This window comes from Streptomyces sp. NPDC014676, assembly GCF_043084105.1.
Classification (GTDB): Bacteria; Actinomycetota; Actinomycetes; order Streptomycetales; family Streptomycetaceae; genus Streptomyces.
The window spans coordinates 65,490-80,953 of record NZ_JBIBZI010000010.1 but is presented as its reverse complement, the minus strand read 5'-3'; the positions used below and the strand labels follow the sequence as shown (position 1 = coordinate 80,953).

General features: G+C 71.0%; 11 protein-coding genes and 2 pseudogenes. 6 read left to right on the top strand and 7 right to left on the bottom strand.

Annotated elements, in window-relative coordinates; genetic code table 11:
• Positions 1 to 60: 60 nt before the first annotated feature.
• Complete coding sequence (locus ACF1DX_RS26145) at positions 61 to 2,442, top strand: AbfB domain-containing protein (protein ID WP_391793575.1); 2,382 nt, start codon at positions 61 to 63, stop codon at positions 2,440 to 2,442.
• Between the two features lie 64 nt (positions 2,443 to 2,506).
• Here ACF1DX_RS26145 and ACF1DX_RS26140 read toward each other — a convergent pair whose 3' ends face one another.
• Positions 2,507 to 5,782: a LamG-like jellyroll fold domain-containing protein gene (locus ACF1DX_RS26140; RefSeq protein ID WP_391793574.1), complete on the bottom strand. Its 3,276-nt coding sequence runs from the start codon at positions 5,780 to 5,782 to the stop codon at positions 2,507 to 2,509.
• 304 nt (positions 5,783 to 6,086) lie between these two features.
• Between ACF1DX_RS26140 and ACF1DX_RS26135 the strand changes: the two genes are divergently transcribed.
• Positions 6,087 to 7,181, top strand: a complete 1,095-nt coding sequence (locus ACF1DX_RS26135; protein WP_391793573.1) for a glycoside hydrolase family 43 protein — start codon at positions 6,087 to 6,089, stop codon at positions 7,179 to 7,181.
• A 1-nt stretch (position 7,182) separates the two neighbouring features.
• Here ACF1DX_RS26135 and ACF1DX_RS26130 read toward each other — a convergent pair whose 3' ends face one another.
• Positions 7,183 to 8,364, bottom strand: coding sequence for a GDSL-type esterase/lipase family protein (locus ACF1DX_RS26130; protein ID WP_391793572.1), 1,182 nt, complete (start codon positions 8,362 to 8,364; stop codon positions 7,183 to 7,185).
• Between the two features lie 46 nt (positions 8,365 to 8,410).
• A complete protein-coding gene (locus tag ACF1DX_RS26125; RefSeq protein WP_391793571.1) occupies positions 8,411 to 8,983 on the bottom strand; it encodes a TetR/AcrR family transcriptional regulator in 573 nt (190 codons plus the stop codon).
• Positions 8,984 to 9,100: 117 nt separating this feature from the next.
• Between ACF1DX_RS26125 and ligA the strand changes: the two genes are divergently transcribed.
• On the top strand, positions 9,101 to 11,173 hold the full coding sequence (ligA, locus tag ACF1DX_RS26120; protein WP_391793570.1) for an NAD-dependent DNA ligase LigA: 2,073 nt from the start codon (positions 9,101 to 9,103) through the stop codon (positions 11,171 to 11,173).
• A gap of 28 nt (positions 11,174 to 11,201) precedes the next feature.
• Here the strand turns inward: ligA and ACF1DX_RS26115 are convergent, their stop codons facing one another.
• Positions 11,202 to 11,639 carry a nuclear transport factor 2 family protein gene (locus ACF1DX_RS26115; protein ID WP_391793569.1) on the bottom strand — a complete coding sequence of 146 codons (438 nt, stop codon included), beginning with the start codon at positions 11,637 to 11,639 and terminating at the stop codon, positions 11,202 to 11,204.
• Between the two features lie 303 nt (positions 11,640 to 11,942).
• On the opposite strand from ACF1DX_RS26115, the pseudogene ACF1DX_RS26110 reads away from it, so the two are divergent.
• A pseudogene (locus tag ACF1DX_RS26110) lies at positions 11,943 to 12,164 on the top strand (ABC transporter ATP-binding protein); the annotation flags it as partial.
• 15 nt (positions 12,165 to 12,179) lie between these two features.
• Here the strand turns inward: ACF1DX_RS26110 and ACF1DX_RS26105 are convergent.
• Entirely contained in the window at positions 12,180 to 12,605 is a 426-nt protein-coding gene (locus ACF1DX_RS26105; RefSeq protein WP_391793568.1) for a VOC family protein, read from the bottom strand.
• A gap of 195 nt (positions 12,606 to 12,800) precedes the next feature.
• On the opposite strand from ACF1DX_RS26105, the gene ACF1DX_RS26100 reads away from it, so the two are divergent.
• On the top strand, positions 12,801 to 13,451 hold the full coding sequence (locus tag ACF1DX_RS26100; protein WP_391793567.1) for a phosphoribosyltransferase: 651 nt from the start codon (positions 12,801 to 12,803) through the stop codon (positions 13,449 to 13,451).
• A gap of 205 nt (positions 13,452 to 13,656) precedes the next feature.
• Positions 13,657 to 14,046, top strand: a complete 390-nt coding sequence (locus ACF1DX_RS26095; RefSeq protein WP_391793566.1) for a RidA family protein — start codon at positions 13,657 to 13,659, stop codon at positions 14,044 to 14,046.
• Positions 14,047 to 14,070: 24 nt separating this feature from the next.
• Here ACF1DX_RS26095 and ACF1DX_RS26090 read toward each other — a convergent pair whose 3' ends face one another.
• Positions 14,071 to 14,868, bottom strand: coding sequence for a VOC family protein (locus tag ACF1DX_RS26090; protein ID WP_391793565.1), 798 nt, complete (start codon positions 14,866 to 14,868; stop codon positions 14,071 to 14,073).
• A gap of 376 nt (positions 14,869 to 15,244) precedes the next feature.
• A pseudogene (locus ACF1DX_RS26085) lies at positions 15,245 to 15,373 on the bottom strand (cupin); the annotation flags it as partial.
• Positions 15,374 to 15,464 lie beyond the last annotated feature (91 nt).

The window sequence follows — 15,464 nt, the reverse complement described above, 5'->3', positions numbered from 1 at the left end:
CGCGCGACCGGCCGTTTCCGCACGCGCACGTCTCCCACCCCCACTTCCCAAGGAGTGACGATGCGTCGAACACCCGCGCCACCCCTGCCCCTCCCCCGGTCCGGACGGCGGGCGCGCTGGGTCACCACCGTGCTCGCGGTGCTGGCCCTCCTCGCCGGGACGGTCCTCACCGTCTCCGGCACCGCGGCGGCGGCACCCCAGGCACCTCAGGCGCCTCAGGCGTGGACTCCGAAACCCGCGCCGATGACCACCCCCTGGACCAGCCAGGTCCCGGTCGACAACCCGCTGCCCGAGTACCCCCGTCCACAGCTCACCCGCCCCGACTGGGCCAATCTCAACGGCATCTGGGACTTCGCCGTCACGGCGGCGGACGCCGGCCGGCCCGCCTCGTTCACCGAGCAGATCCGGGTGCCCTTCGTGGCCGAGTCCGCACTCTCGGGCATCCAGCGCAGGATCACCCAGAACGACAAGCTCTGGTACAAGCGCACCTTCACCGTACCCGCGAACTGGAACGGCCGCCGCGTCCAGCTCAACTTCGGGGCCAGTGACTGGCGTACCACCGTGTGGGTCAACGACCGGCAGGCCGGCGCCACCCACAGCGGCGGCTACGACTCCTTCTCCTACGACATCACCGACCTGCTGAACGGCGGCACGAACACCGTCGTCGTCTCCGTGTGGGACCCCACACAGACCGGCGGTCAGGCGGTCGGCAAACAGCGGATCAACGACGTGACACCCCATCCGGGTGGTGGCATCTTCTACACCGCCGCGTCCGGCATCTGGCAGACGGTGTGGCTGGAACCCACAGCGGCAGCCCACATCACCCGCCTCGACATGGTGCCGGACCTCACCGGCAACCGTCTCAAGGTCACCGTGCGAGGCGCCGGGACCGGCGGCCACCAGGCCCGCGTCACGGTCTCCACCGGCGGCACCACGATCGGCACCGCCACGGGTCCCGCAGGCGGTGAGTTCACCGTCCCGGTCCCGAACGCGCGCCGGTGGACGCCGGACGACCCGTTCCTCTACGACGTGAAGGCGGAGCTGCTCTCCGGTGGCACGGCGGTCGACTCCGTCGGCAGCTACACCGGGATGCGCTCCATCGGTCTTGCCCGCGTCGGCAGGCTGCTGCGCCCGGTGCTGAACGGCGAGTTCGTCTTCCAGACGGGCACCCTGGACCAGGGCTACTGGCCGGACGGCATCTACACCGCGCCGACCGACGCCGCCCTCCGGTACGACCTGCAGAAGCACAAGGACCTCGGCTTCAACATGGTCCGCAAGCACATCAAGGTCGAGCCGCAGCGCTGGTTCTACTGGGCCGACCGGCTCGGACTGCTGGTGTGGCAGGACATGCCGGCCATGGACACCCGCACCCCCGACTCGGCGGCACGCACCCAGTGGGAGGCCGAGTACGACCGCGTCATCGACCAGCACCGCAGCTCCCCGTCCCTGGTGATGTGGGTCAACCAGAACGAGGGCTGGGGCCAGTACGACCAGGCCCGTGTCGCCGACGAGGTCAAGGCGTACGACCCGTCCCGGCTGGTGAACAACATGAGCGGCGTCAACTGCTGCGGGGCCGTGGACGGCGGCAACGGTGATGTGGTCGACCACCATGTGTACGTCGGCCCCGGCACCACGGTGCCCAGCGCGACCCGCGCCGCGGTCCTCGGCGAGTTCGGCGGGCTGGGCTTCAAGGTGGCCGGCCACGAGTGGTACCCCGGCGGCGGCTTCAGTTACGAGGACCAGCCGGACCTCGCGCACCTGAACAACCGGTTCGTCGGTCTGCTGGACGGCATCCGTGAGGTCCGTATGCCCCGGGGGCTGTCCGCCTCGGTCTACACGGAGATCACCGACGTCGAGAACGAGGCCAACGGCCTGCTCACCTACGACCGCCAGGTGGTCAAGGTCGACGAGGCCAGGGTCAGGGCCGCCAACCGGGCCCTGATCGACGCCTCACGCTCGTCGGCCGCACCCGTCACCCTCCCCACCGGCCAGTACACGTCGCTGCGGGTGACGACCTCCGGTTACACCGACCGCTATGTGCGGCACCAGGACGGCGCCGCGTTCACCGCGGTCGTCACCGGCGGCAGCGACGCGCTGCTGAAGAACGACGCCACCTGGCGGATCGTGCCCGGTCTGGCCGACAGCGGCTGCTACTCGTTCGAGTCGCGGAACTACCCGGGCGAGTATCTGCGCCACCGGGAGTACCGCGTGTACAAGGAGGGCGGCAGCGGCGACCTGTTCCGCGCCGACGCCACCTTCTGCCCCGTCCGGGGCGCGAACGGCGGGGTGAGACTGTCGGCCTACAACTTCCCCGAGCAGTATCTGCGCCACTACGACGCCGAGTTGTGGCTGGCCACCCCGGGTGGGACCCACACCTGGGACAGTCCCGCCCTCTTCACCGAGGACACCACCTGGGCGGTGGAGGCCCCCTGGGCCCCCTGACGCCATGAAAACGGGGGTGGTGCGGGCACCCATGGGCACCCGCACCACCCCGCCGTCGACAGGGCTACTTCTTCTCCCCGTCGTAGAGCGCGCTCACCTCCTCGGCGGTGAGTGCCTTGTCGTAGGCGTGGACCTCGTCCACCGCGCCGTCCCAGAAGTCGGTGTTCTCACCGTTGTACTGGGCGCGGCCCACGGCGAGGGGTCCGGTGGCGACGTAGGCGGGGCCGGCGGTGGAGGTCGCCACCTGCTTGCCGTCGACGTACAGCTTGATCTGGTTGGTCGCGTCGTCGCGTACGCCGACGAGGTGGTACCAGCGGCCGGTCTCCGGCGTGGTCGCCAGCCGTGCGCGCTGTCCGTCGGGCGTGCTGAAGGCGAACGCGCCCTGGCCGTACTGCAGGTAGAACGGGCTGGCCTGGCGGCGTCCGTCCTGGCTGACGGCGGTGGCGTAGTTGCCGGGCAGGGAGTCGAGGGTGACCCAGGCGGAGACCGTGTAGCTGCCGGTGGTGTCGACCACGGGGCCTTCGGTCTGGGCGAACTGTCCCCGGCCGTCGAACGTCAGGGCGCTGCCGCTGACTCCGTCCGTCCAGGCGGTGCCCTCGCTCAGGGTGAGCGGCTTGTTGTTGGGGCCGTCGTCCTTCGCGGTGGTGCCGGTGCCCTCGTCGAGGGACCAGGAGCCGCCGCCCTTGAGGGGCTCGCGGTCGCCGGCCGCGGCGCCGGCCGCGATGACCTTGCGGTTGATCTCGCGGATCGGGGCCGGATCGACCTTGATCTCGCGGCGGTCGTAGGTGTACAGGCCGTTGAGTTCGTTCTCCAGGTCGGTGATCTGGGTGTACACCGATCCGGAGAGTTCGGCGCCGGCCTGGTCGAGGTAGAACTTCTCGGTGTTCTCGACGTACTTGCGGGTCAGTGCCGCCTTGTCGGTGACACCGCTGTAGATCACGGTCGGCGTGCCCGGCCACATGTGGCCCGGGGTGCGCAGCGTGAAGCCGCCGTGCTCGCCGTCCATGGCCGCCCGGTGGTCCGGGAAGGGCGCGTCGTCGTTGTTGTAGTCGTGGTGGTCGATGATGTCGCCGGTGCCGGAGTCACCCTTGGAGTTGCAGCAGTTGACGCCACTGTGGGTGTTGACGACGCGGGACGGGTCGGCGGCCTTCACCGACTCGGCGATCTTGCCGGTCTCCTCGCGGTTCCACTCGCCCCAGCCCTCGTTGAAGACGATCCAGCCGATGACGGAGGGCGCGTTGTGGTGCTGGCGCATCATCTCGCGGCCCTGGTCGACGAAGGCCTTCTGTCCGGTCTCGTCGGTGAGGTTCCCGGAGACGAAGTCCTGCCAGACCAGCAGGCCGAGCTTGTCCGCGTGGTAGAACCAGCGCGGGGACTCCACCTTGATGTGCTTGCGGACCGCGTTGAAGCCGAGCTTCTTGTGCGCTTCCAGGTCGAAGGCGAGCGCGTCGTCGCTGGGCGCGGTGTAGAGGCCGTCGGGCCAGAAGCCCTGGTCGAGGGTGGCCAGGGAGAAGACGGGCTTGCCGTTGAGGACCAGCTTCCGGTAGCCGCCGACCTCCTTGATGCCGATCTCGCGCATGCCGAAGTAGCTGCCGACCTTGTCGGTGGACCTGCCGTCCTTCAGCTTGACGTCGAGGTCGTAGAGGTAGGGGTCGTCCGGGCTCCACAGGTGCTGCTTGGCCACGCGCAGGTTCAGCTTGCTGTTGGCCGGTCCGCTGACCCGGCCGACGGCCTTGCCGCGGGCGTCGCGGGCGACGGCCTCGACACGGGCGTGCCGGGAGGCGTCCTTGGACTCGACGGTCACGGCGAGGGTGCCGGTGTCGATGTCGGGCGTGGTGACGATGTTGTCGATCGCGGCGTTGGCGACGGGCTCCATCCAGACGGTCTGCCAGATGCCGGACGACTGGGTGTAGAAGATGCCACCGGGGTTGGTGGACTGCTTGCCCATCGGCTGGTTGGCGCCGCCGGTGTCGGTGACCGCGACGACGATCTCCTGCTTGCCCCGGCCCTTGATCGCGTCGGTGATGTCGGCGCTGAAGGCGTTGTAGCCGCCGGTGTGGTCGGCGACCTTCCGGCCGTTGACGTAGACGGTGGCCTGGTAGTCGACGGCACCGAAGTTGAGCTTGAGCCGGTTGTCCTTGCCGCTCTTGCCGACCTTCCAGCTCCTCGGCACGTCCACGAGCCTGCGGTAGAACATGTGGTCCTCGTGCCGCTCGAGCCCGGAGAGCTGCGACTCGACCGGGAACGGCACGATGATCTTCTCGTCCAGGTCCTTGCCGAAGACCGGCTGTTCACCGGCCTCGGCGCCGCTGAACTGCCAGGGTCCGTTGAGGTTCTTCCACCGGGAGCGGACCTGCTGCGGGCGGGGGTACTCCGGCAGCGGGTGGTTCTTGTCGACCTTGTCGCCCCACGGGGTGGTGATGCGGTGGGTGGAGGTGTTCACGGCGTAACGGACGATACGGGGAACGGCCTTGCCGCCGGCCGTGAGGCCGCCCTCGCCGTCGTAGGTGAACCGGACCTGCTGGTTCTTCTGGATCGGCTCGGAGAGCGTGATCAGGAGGGAGTTGGGGTCGCCGGGGGCGGCCGCCACCGACGTGACCGGCATGGCGGTCGTATCGGCTTCGATCTTGAGGTGGCCGGCCACCTCGGCGAGGTCGCCCACCGGGCCCTCGAACCGGGCGCGCAGCTTCCGGCCGTCCTCGGTGACGGTCGGCTCCACGGGGAAGACCTCGAAGCCGGCGGGCGGGGTGAACGCCGTCGTCGGCACGAGCTGCTTGGGCATCGTGGGCGTCGACCAGCGCAGGAACATGTTGGCGCCGCCGACGTCCTGGAACATCTCCATACGGAAGTCGTGCTTCTCGCCCGCGGTCAGCTTGATCGCCGCGCTGGTCTGCTCCTTGTCCCAGTCACCCACCCAGTGGTCGATGACGGGTTCGTCGTCGATGAAGAGCCGGAAGCCGTTGTCGCCGATGGCGTGGAAGGTGTAGTCACCGGTCTCCGGTGCCTCGATCTGCCCGGTCCAGCGAGCGGTGGTGTGCTCCGTCCGCCCGGTCAGCTCCTCGAAGGTGCCGGTCAGTCCGGAGAAGTTGATCTGCGGCTCCAGCAGGGTGCCGCCGAGTTCGGCGAAGTCCCGGGCGCCCGGTGCCGACATGCTGAAGTATTCGCCCTTCAGGCCGTGCACCACGACATCGGCGTCGGCGGCGGTCGAGCCGGCGGACACTCCGGCGGTCGGCACGGCGGCCGACGCGACGGGGGCCAGCGCGCCCGTGGACAGGGCCAGAGCGGTCACGGTCAGCAACGCCCACGATCTGGATCTCGGGCGGGTGAGTTGTCTTGTCATCGAACCTTTCCTCGCGCAGAGGGCATGGGGCCAGGACGAAACAGAGGTGGCCGTCCGCTCGGCCGTCCCTTTATTCCAACGTTGGAAATCCGGTGTGCAGCGGAATGACAACACGCCGCCCGACGGCTGTCCAGGCTTCGCACACAGCTGATGCTTCGTCAGTGCTGTGATCCTCGCGGTGCGATGACGGTTCACCCGGCAGCAACCGGACCCGACGGCTCTATTGACATGCTCGCCACTGGTCACCATCCTGTGGAAGCGGATTTCATCGATGTAAACCTCGGCGTGGAGGTGACGGGACACGATGGCCAGGCTTCCCCACGGGCCGAAGAGACTCTCCCGCCGTCTGGCCGGGGCCCTCGGCTTCGTGCTGTCCGGCGTGCTCGCCGCCGCGCTGACCCTGACGTCCGCCGGGCCCGCCCAGGCGGACCGGACCGGTCTGCGCGCCGCGGATCCGAGCGTGCTCCGGGTCGGCGGCACGTACATCTCGGCGCAGTCGACCGGAGGGGGCATCGCCGTACGGCAGGCCTCCTCGACGGCGGCCCTGGACTCGGCGGCCCCGCGGCAGGTCTGGTCGGACACGCGTGGTCTCGGCGAGGTCTGGGCGCCGGAGATCGTGATGGACGGCGGCCGCTACTACATCTACTTCACGGCCGGGCGCGGAGCGGCCCACCGGATGTACGTGATCAGCTCGGCCGGCCCCGACAGCGGCTACTCCGCCGAGACGGAACTGGCCCTGCCGGACGACAAGTGGGCCATCGACGGGACCCTGTTCACGTTCAACGGACAGCGCTGGTTCGTCTGGTCCGGCTGGGCCGGGGACACCAACGTCGAGCAGAACCTGTACATCGCCCGGATGAGCAGCCCGACCACGCCGACCGGTGCGCGGCACATCATCTCGCAGCCCCGGGAGAGCTGGGAGCGGGTGGTCGGCAACCCGTTCATCAACGAGGGCCCCGAGCCGATCATGGATCCCAACGGGCAGCTGCACATCACCTACTCCGCCAACGGCAGCTGGAGCGACCAGTACTGCCTGGCCGACCTGCGGCTGCGGGCCGGCGGCGACCCGACGTACGTGTGGGACTGGTACAAGTCCAACGGCTGTCTGTTCGGCTCCAGCCGGGCCACGATGATGGCCGGCTGGGACCCGACGCTGCATGTCGACGGACCCGGCCACCACAGCTTCGTGCTGCTGCGTGGCGACATCGGCACCAGCCCGCCCGCCGGGCCGAGGTTCCCGCTGATGTTCCACGCGGTGCCGAAGGGCACGCCGTACACCTGGGGGAACCGCTACTGGTACACGGGCACGTTCTGCTGGTGGGGGAACACCACCTACAGCCGCGCCGACGTTCCCGGGCCGAACACCGACACCGGCTGGAGTCTCAAGTTCTTCGAGTAGGTCACTCCCCGGCCCGCGTGAACGGGCCGTCTTCGGCCGCGAAGGCGTGGGCGGCGAAGCGTGCGCCGATGCGGCGGTGCGCGGCCGCGTCGGGGTGGAGCCGGTCGGGCAGCGGCAGTTCGGCGTGGTCCGCCTCGCCGTAGAGGTCACGGCCGTCGAGGTAGTGCACGTTCGGATCCTCGGCCGCGCGTTGCGTCACGATGCGCTTCAGCTCGTCGCGGATGACGCCGAGTGTCAGCTTGCCCGCGGCCCGCTCCCCGGGATCACCCGTGGCGGTGAACAGGAGCCTGCCCTCGGCGAGGTGGCTGAAGTCGTAGGCGGTGGGGCCGGGCGTGTCCTCGTGGATGGGGCACAGGATCGGCGAGACGACCAGCAGGGGCGCGGTGGGGTGGCCCTCGCGGAGGGTGTCGAGGAAGCCGTGGACGGCCGGGGTGAAGGCGCGCAGCCGCATCAGGTCGGCGTTGACCAGGTTGATGCCGATCTTGACGCTGATCAGGTCGGCGGGTGTGTCGCGCATGGTCCGGGCGACGAACGGGTCGAGCAGGGCGCTGCCGCCGAAGCCCAGGTTGACCAGTTCCACGCCGCCCTGTGCCGCGGCGAGCGCGGGCCAGGTCGTGGTGGGGCTCGCGGCGTCGGAGCCGTGGCTGATGGAGCTGCCGTGGTGCAGCCAGGTCCTGCGGCCACAGACGGGTGCGGGCTCGACGGGGGTGTCGGTGCGCAGGGCGACGAGTTCGGTGGTCTCGTTGTGCGGAAGCCAGATCTCGACGGTCTTGTCGCGCTCGGGCAGACCGGTGAAGCGGAGGGTGACGGCGGGGCCGGTGCCGTGTTCGACCGCTCCGGTGCTCATGTCGATGGTCAGGGTGTTGCCGCCGGCCGCGGTCGCCCGGCCGGCCGGGCGACCGTCGACGAGCAGGTCGTACCGGCCGTCCGGGCGGGGCGGGGCACCGATGTGGACCCGCTTGGTGGGCAGGGTGTCGAGTTCGACCGCGGTCGCCCGGGTGCGGAAGACCAGTCGTACGCCGGAGGGCTGGGACTCGGCCATGGCGAGCTGTCCGTCGGTGTTCCGGGCGCGGGCCCGGGCGGGCAGGCGGTGGGGCAGGACCCCGTTCGCCGTGGGCTCCAGGTCGAGGGCGCCGCGCACGAGGTCCGCGGTGAGGGGGGTGGTGTGCAAAGCGGGGGACATGGTTTCCGTCCGTGGGTCGGGGCGGTTCAAGGGCCGGGGGTCGCGGTCAGGGCGCGGGCCAGTTGCGCAGGAGGGCGTCGAGCGCGTCGAGGACGCGTGACCAGGTCTCCTGGGTGTCGGGGGCGCTGTGGCTGAACCCTCCGCCCATCTCGATGCTGACGTAGCCGTGGAAGACGCTGCCCAGCAGGCGGACCGCATGGGTCTGGTCCGGTTCCGCCAGGTCGTAGCCGCGCAGGAGGGCCCGGGTCATCTGCGCGTGCCGCGCTCCCGCGCTGCCGGCGGCCGCTTCCGGATCGAGCCGGAACTGGGCCGCCGCATAGCGGCCGGGGTGCTCCCGCGCGTAGTCGCGGTAGACGTTCGCCAGGGCGGTCAGGGCGTCCTTGCCGGCCCGTCCGGCCAGGGCGTCGGCGGCACGGTCGGCGAGTTCCTCCAGGGCGAGCAGCGCGATCCGCGTCCTGAGGTCCTGGGAGTTCCTCACGTGGGAGTACAGGCTCGCCACCTTGACGTCGAAGCGCCGGGCGAGCTCGGAGACGGTCACCCGGTCGAAGCCGACCTCGTCGGCGAGCTCCGCCCCCGCTCTGGTCAGGCGTTCCGCCGTCAGTCCTACGCGCGCTGCCATAGCCATCCTCTCCATCAGCTAAATTAGCTATGCATCTGCCTAATATTTTTAGGCAAACGGTCAGGGTGTGATGTCCGTCGGACCCCGTTGTCAGTGGGGGGAGGCAGGATGCGACGCATGACAACACCTGCAGCAGTGATCGTGGATGCCGCCGCCTACGCGCAGGCGGTCGAGGACGCCGTACGCGCGGCCGCCGCCTACTACGAGGGCGGTACCTCGGCGCTGGACGACGACACCTACGACCGGCTGGTACGAGGGATCGCCGACTGGGAGGCGGAGCATCCCGACGGGATACTCCCCGACTCCCCCACCGGGAAGGTCGCCGGCGGGGCGGTGGAGGGCGACGTGCCGCACACGGTGCCCATGCTCAGCCTGGACAACGTGTTCTCCGCGGAGGAGTTCACCGCCTGGACGGCCTCCCTGTCCCGCCGTACCGGACGTGAGGCGACGCGCTTCAGTGTGGGTCCGAAGCTGGACGGGCTCGCGATCGCCGCCCGGTACAGCGGCGGCCGGCTCACCCGGCTGATCACCCGCGGGGACGGGACGGCCGGGGAGGACGTCTCGCACGCGATCGGCACCATCGAGGGGCTGCCCGAGAAGCTGGACGAGCCGGTCACCGTGGAGGTGCGCGGCGAAGTCCTCATGACGGCCGCCCAGTTCGAGCACGCCAACGAGGTGCGCACCTCGCACGGCGGGCAGCCGTTCGCCAACCCGCGCAACGCGGCGGCGGGCACGCTGCGGGCGAAGGAGCGCGTCTACACGGTTCCGATGACGTTCTTCGGCTACGGTCTGCTGCCGCTGCCCGACACCGACCCCGTCCTCACCGAGAAGCTGAACGAGCTCGCGCACAGCGAACTGATGGCGCTGGCCGGCGGTCTCGGGGTCCACACCAGCGCCCGGACCGCCGTCCCGGACGTCGTCGCCGAGACCACCGAGGAGGTCCTGGACCGGGTGAAGGAGATCGCCGCGGTCCGCGCCGAGCTGCCGTTCGGCATCGACGGGATCGTCATCAAGGCCGACCTCGCCGAGGACCAGCGGGCCGCGGGGTCCGGCTCCCGCGCGCCGCGCTGGGCGATCGCCTACAAGCTGCCGGCCGTGGAGAAGATCACCCGGTTGCTGGAGGTGGAGTGGAACGTCGGCCGTACGGGCATCATCGCGCCGCGCGGCGTCCTCGAACCGGTCGTCATCGACGGCTCCACCATCACCTACGCCACCCTGCACAACCCGGCCGACATCACCCGCCGCGACCTGCGCCTGGGCGACCACGTCATGGTGCACCGGGCGGGCGACGTCATCCCCCGCATCGAGGCGCCGGTGGCCCATCTGCGGACGGGTCAGGAGCGGCCGATCGAGTTCCCGGCGCAGTGCCCGCGCTGCGGTTCGGACATCGACACCGGTGAGGAACGCTGGCGGTGCGCGCAGGGCCGCAACTGCCACCTGGTCGCGTCCCTCGCCTACGCGGCGGGCCGCGACCAGCTCGACATCGAGGGTCTGGGCGCCACCCGCGTGGTGCAGCTCGTCGAGGCGGGCCTGGTGGCCGATCTCGCCGATCTGTTCACCCTGCGGCGCGAGCAGTTGCTCGCCCTGGAGCGGATGGGCGAGACCAGCACCGACAATCTGCTCGCCGCGCTCGCCAAGGCCAAGGGGCAGCCGCTGTCGCGGGTGCTGTGCGCGCTGGGCGTGCGGGGTACGGGGAGGTCCATGTCACGGCGCATCGCCCGCTACTTCGCCACCATGGACCACATCCGCGCGGCCGACGCCGAGGCCATGCAGCGGGTCGACGGCATCGGGGCGGAGAAGGCCCCGTCGATCGTCGCGGAGCTCGCCGAACTGGCGCCGCTCATCGACAAGCTGGCCGCCGCCGGGGTCAACATGACGGAACCCGGGGCCACTCCGCCGCCGCCCCCCGGCGCCGAGGACGACGCCCCGGCCGAGGGCGGCCCGCTGGCCGGGATGACGGTGGTGGTCACCGGCGCGATGACCGGGAAGCTGGAGAAGCTCTCCCGCAACGAGATGAACGAACTCGTCGAGCGGGCCGGCGGACGCTCCTCCTCCAGCGTCTCCAAGAAGACCGCCCTCGTGGTCGCGGGCGAGGGCGCCGGTTCCAAGCGCGCGAAGGCCGAACAGCTCGGCATCCGCCTCGCCACCCCCGAGGAGTTCGCCACCCTGGTCGCCGAACTCCTCGACTGAGCCGGCCGCCGGGGTCCGCGCCCGCCCGTCAGGGGGCGCAGGCCCCGGCGATGGACAGGCTGTTCTCGTAGAGGTGGTGCCGGGTGATCCGGCCGCCCTCCACGGTGAGGCGCAGGGCGAACGGGCCCTGGAAGGACCGGCCCGTCGCCCGTACCGTCCCCGACAGATGCCCCATCAGGACCGCGTCCTTCCCGTCGACGAGGAAGGTGTCGACGGAGGCGCGTGCGTCCTCGGGCACGGTGTGCTCCATCAACTCCGTGAGCTGGGCCGCGCATTCGGCGGCGGTGGACCGCGGGCGGATCCACGGGACGGCGGGATTGTCGGCGAGCAGCCAGTCGACCTCGTCGGCGAAGACCGCGGCCAGCCGCCCGGTGTCCCCGGCGGACCGGGCGGCGAGGAACTCCCCCACGACGGCCCGGGTGACCTCGGCGGAACTCCCGTGGGTGACACTGGGGTCGATGGACATGACGCTCCCCTCTCGGCTGCGGCCCGGAGCCCGGCGCGGGGTCTCCGTGGATGCGCCCGATCCTGCCGGAGGAGACAGGAACGGGTCGATTACCTCGGACGTCATGCCCGGCCCGTCGGCCGCCCCACCGGCTCCGGGCGCGTGCGGGAGAGCCGCGCGGCACAAGGGGACGGCGTGCACCGCCACCGCCCCGACGGCACCCTCATCGGAAGGCTGCGCGTGCCCGAGCCCGTCTCCGGCATCGCCTCCGGCGGACCGGAGAACGACCGCCGGTTCACCACCACCTCCCTGCACTCCCTGCACTCCCTGCTGATCCTGGACGAGCCCACCTCCCGGATGGACCCGCGCGGCGCACACGGCATCTTCGAGAGGATCAAGGCGATCTCCGGCGACCGCATCACCATCGTGGTCACACACCGTCCGGAGAACACCGGAATCACCGATCACATCATCGTCATGGAAAAGGGCCGGATCACCGAACACGGCACCTTCGCCGACCTCCTGCGCCTGTCCCAGGACCGCTGAGGACACCGGCGTTCCTCACACGACCGGCTCACCGACGCCCAGCAGGTTGCCCTCGCTGTCGCGGAACCAGGCTCCGCGTTCGGCGCGGGCACCCTTGCTCGGGTAGTTGCCCTCGATCTCGGCGATGCCGTCGGTGGTGCGGAGCCCGGGCACGTCGACGTCTTCGAACACCACGCCGCGCCGCTTGAGTTCCGCCACCACGCCTTCGATGTCGTCGACCTCGAACGCCATCTGGGTGAAGGTGCCCGAGGAGGCTCCCGTCGACCGGAAGAGCACGAAATCCGCGCCCGCGCACCGGTAGAGGAGTCCGCCGGACCGTTCGTCGACGGGTTCCAGGCCGAGCCGTTCGGCATAGAAGCGCCGGGCCCGGTCGAGATCCTGGGCCGGCAGCCTGGTCGCCACGCGCGCCCGGGCCAGGGTGTTCTCGTCGTGTGCGTTCATGTCTCCACTGTGCCGTGAGCGGCGGGCACCTTCCACGGTGCACGCCTGCGGTGTCAGCCGGTCGGTCCGGGTCCCGGGGCGGCGGCGTCCGGGGAGGCCGGTCGTGCGGTGCGCGGCTCACCGCCGTGACATCCCCAGGTGAGCGGGGGCCGATGACGGTTACCCGGCAGGCGTGGCCGAGGAAGGGAGCGAGCCGTGCGATTCCGAAGCCGGGCGCATGCCGGACAGGAGCTGGCCGTCAGGATGCTGGAGTGGGCGAGCAGCGGTGATCTCGCGAATGTGACCGTGCTGGCGCTGCCGCGCGGTGGCGTTCCGGTCGGGGCGGAGATCGCCCGGGCGATGCAGGTGCCCCTGGATGTCCTGGTGGTCCGCAAGATCGGGGTTCCCGGGTCTCCCGGGGTGAGTGTCGGGGCGATCGCCGGTGACGATCCCCCGGTCTTCGACCGTACGGGGCTGAGGGCCATGGACCTGTCGGAGGACAGGCTCGGCGCCGAGGTGGCCCGGGCGCGGGTCGAGCTGCACCGGCGGGAGGGTGTCTACCGGGGCGGGCGTCCGGCCCCGGACATCAGCGGTCACAGCATCGTGGTCGTGGACGACGGGCTGGTCTCGGGGGTCACCGCCCGCGCGGCGCTGCGGCACCTCCGGCGCGGCGGCCCGCTGCGGCTGACGCTGGCGGTGCCGGTGTGCGGTCACGGGACCGCCGCGGCGCTGCGGGACGAGGCCGACGACGTGGTCTCCCTGTACCAGCCGCAGCGGCTGCGGTCGGTCGGCGAGTGGTACGAGGACTTCCACCAGGTCACCGACCAGGAGGTACTGGACGCCCTGCGGGAACTGCACCCGGCCTGAACACCTCGGGGCGGCGGTGGCCGGCAGGTTCGCGACCAGCGGGTCCGGGTCGTTCCTCCGCCGGGCGACGACGTGGGTGCGGGCGGCGGCGGGAGCCCCGGGCGGGGCTCGGGAGGCGTCATACGCCCGGAGTACGCCCGGAGACATCAGGTCATGCCTCTCGCCGTATTAGACGTATCGATGCCGGTCACATAGCATCCCGCGGATGACAGAGCGACGTGCGATCCTCAGCGGCTCGACGTTCGAGGAGCAGATCGGCTACGCCCGTGCCGTGGTCCACGGCGACTGGGTGCACGTGTCCGGGACGACCGGCTTCGACTACACCACCATGACGATCTCCGACGACGTGGTGGAGCAGGCCGAGCAGTGTCTGCGCAACATCGGGTCCGCGCTGGCCGAGGCGGGGTGCGCCTTCGCCGACGTGGTGCGGGTGCGCTACCTCCTGCCCGACCGGAATGACTTCGAGCCCTGCTGGCCGGTCCTGCGCCGCTGTTTCGGCGACGTCAGGCCGGCCGCCACCATGCTCGTGTGCGGTCTGGCCGATCCGCGTATGAAGATCGAGATCGAGGTGTACGCGCAGCGGCCGGCCCGGTGACGGCCGGCCCGGCGTCCCCGGCGTTCAGCTCTCGGCCGGGGTGAGCACGACGAAGTCCGCGTCGAAGGGGTCGAGGCAGACGGCCAGGCGGCCGACGCCCTCCGCGTCCTCCGGGCCCATCTGCACGCTTCCGCCGTTCCCGGTGACCTCGGCCACCGCGGCGTCGCAGTCGGTGACGTGGAAGACCGGGTGCCAGTACGGCCGCCCGCCCGCCAGGGCGAGGTCCTCCTCGCGGACCTCCATGAGGCCGCCGTGCATCCGCTCCTCGGGCAGTCCGGTCGGGGTGATCAGGGTGTAGGTGCCCTCGCCGCCCGGCATCTCCATGTCGCTGAACCGCCAGCCGAGGACACCGCCGTAGAACTCCTTCGCGGCCGCCGCGTCACTGGTGTACAGCTCGGTCCAGGACAGTGAGCCCGGCTGGTCCACCAGGTCGACGCCCTTGCTCTCCCCCGGCTGCCAGACGGCGAACTGGCCGCCCAGCGGGTCGCTGTACTGTGCCATCCGCCCCCATTGTTCGAGGTCCATCGGCGGCACCCGCACGGTGCCGCCGGCGCGCTCCACCGCCTGGGTCGTGGCGTCCGCGTCGGCGACGGTGTAGTAGATCATCCAGGCCGGGCGGGCGCCCTCCTCGGTGAGCTTGCCCAGCCCGGCGACCATCTTGCCGTCCTTGCGGAACATCCCGCCTTCCATGTCCTCCCCGTCCCCCATGGGCTCGTAGTCCCAGCCGAGGACCGCGCCGTAGAAGGCCGCGGCGGCCCGGACGTCGGGGGACCCGAGGTCGAGCATGCAGGGGGAGCCGGGGGCGAAGTCAGTGGTGATCACCGCGATGTCCTTTCGCTGAATCCCTTTGACCTCAGCGTGCCACCGGGCACCGGCACTCGCCCTTCGGCCACTCCCTCCCCGCCGCCTCGCGCTTCGTGAACGGCGGCACGAGCCGGGAGGGGCGCGCGGTGTCCCGGTCCGCGCGCGGTCCCGTGCGCCCCGGCTTCCCGCTTTCCGGGCCGGGGACCGGCACGTCGTCGACCGCGGCGGGAGCGCCTCAGTAGTGCTTCAGCAGCAGGTACTCGGCCATGGTGTGCTCCTCGGTTCCGGTGCGGCCATTGTGGTCGCGCTCACCCCGGGGACGCAGCCGGACAGGGGTTCTCGACATCTCCGCCGGAATTTTCTCCGGCCTCGTGTGGCGGTCCCTGTCAGGTCAGGAGGGGCCGGCCGGCGTGATGGCGCGGTGCTCGCCGCCGCGGCCGACCGGGACGAGGACACCGGCCCGCGCCGCCGGCTCCCGCAGCCGCCCCGAGCGCCACAGGGGCGGTACGGCGCGGGGCGGGGGCCGGCCACCGGGATCCGCGCCCGCCGTTTCTCCGCGGACGAGGCGTCCGGTGTCCTGCCGTCCGTGCCGGACGGCAGGACACCGGACCGGG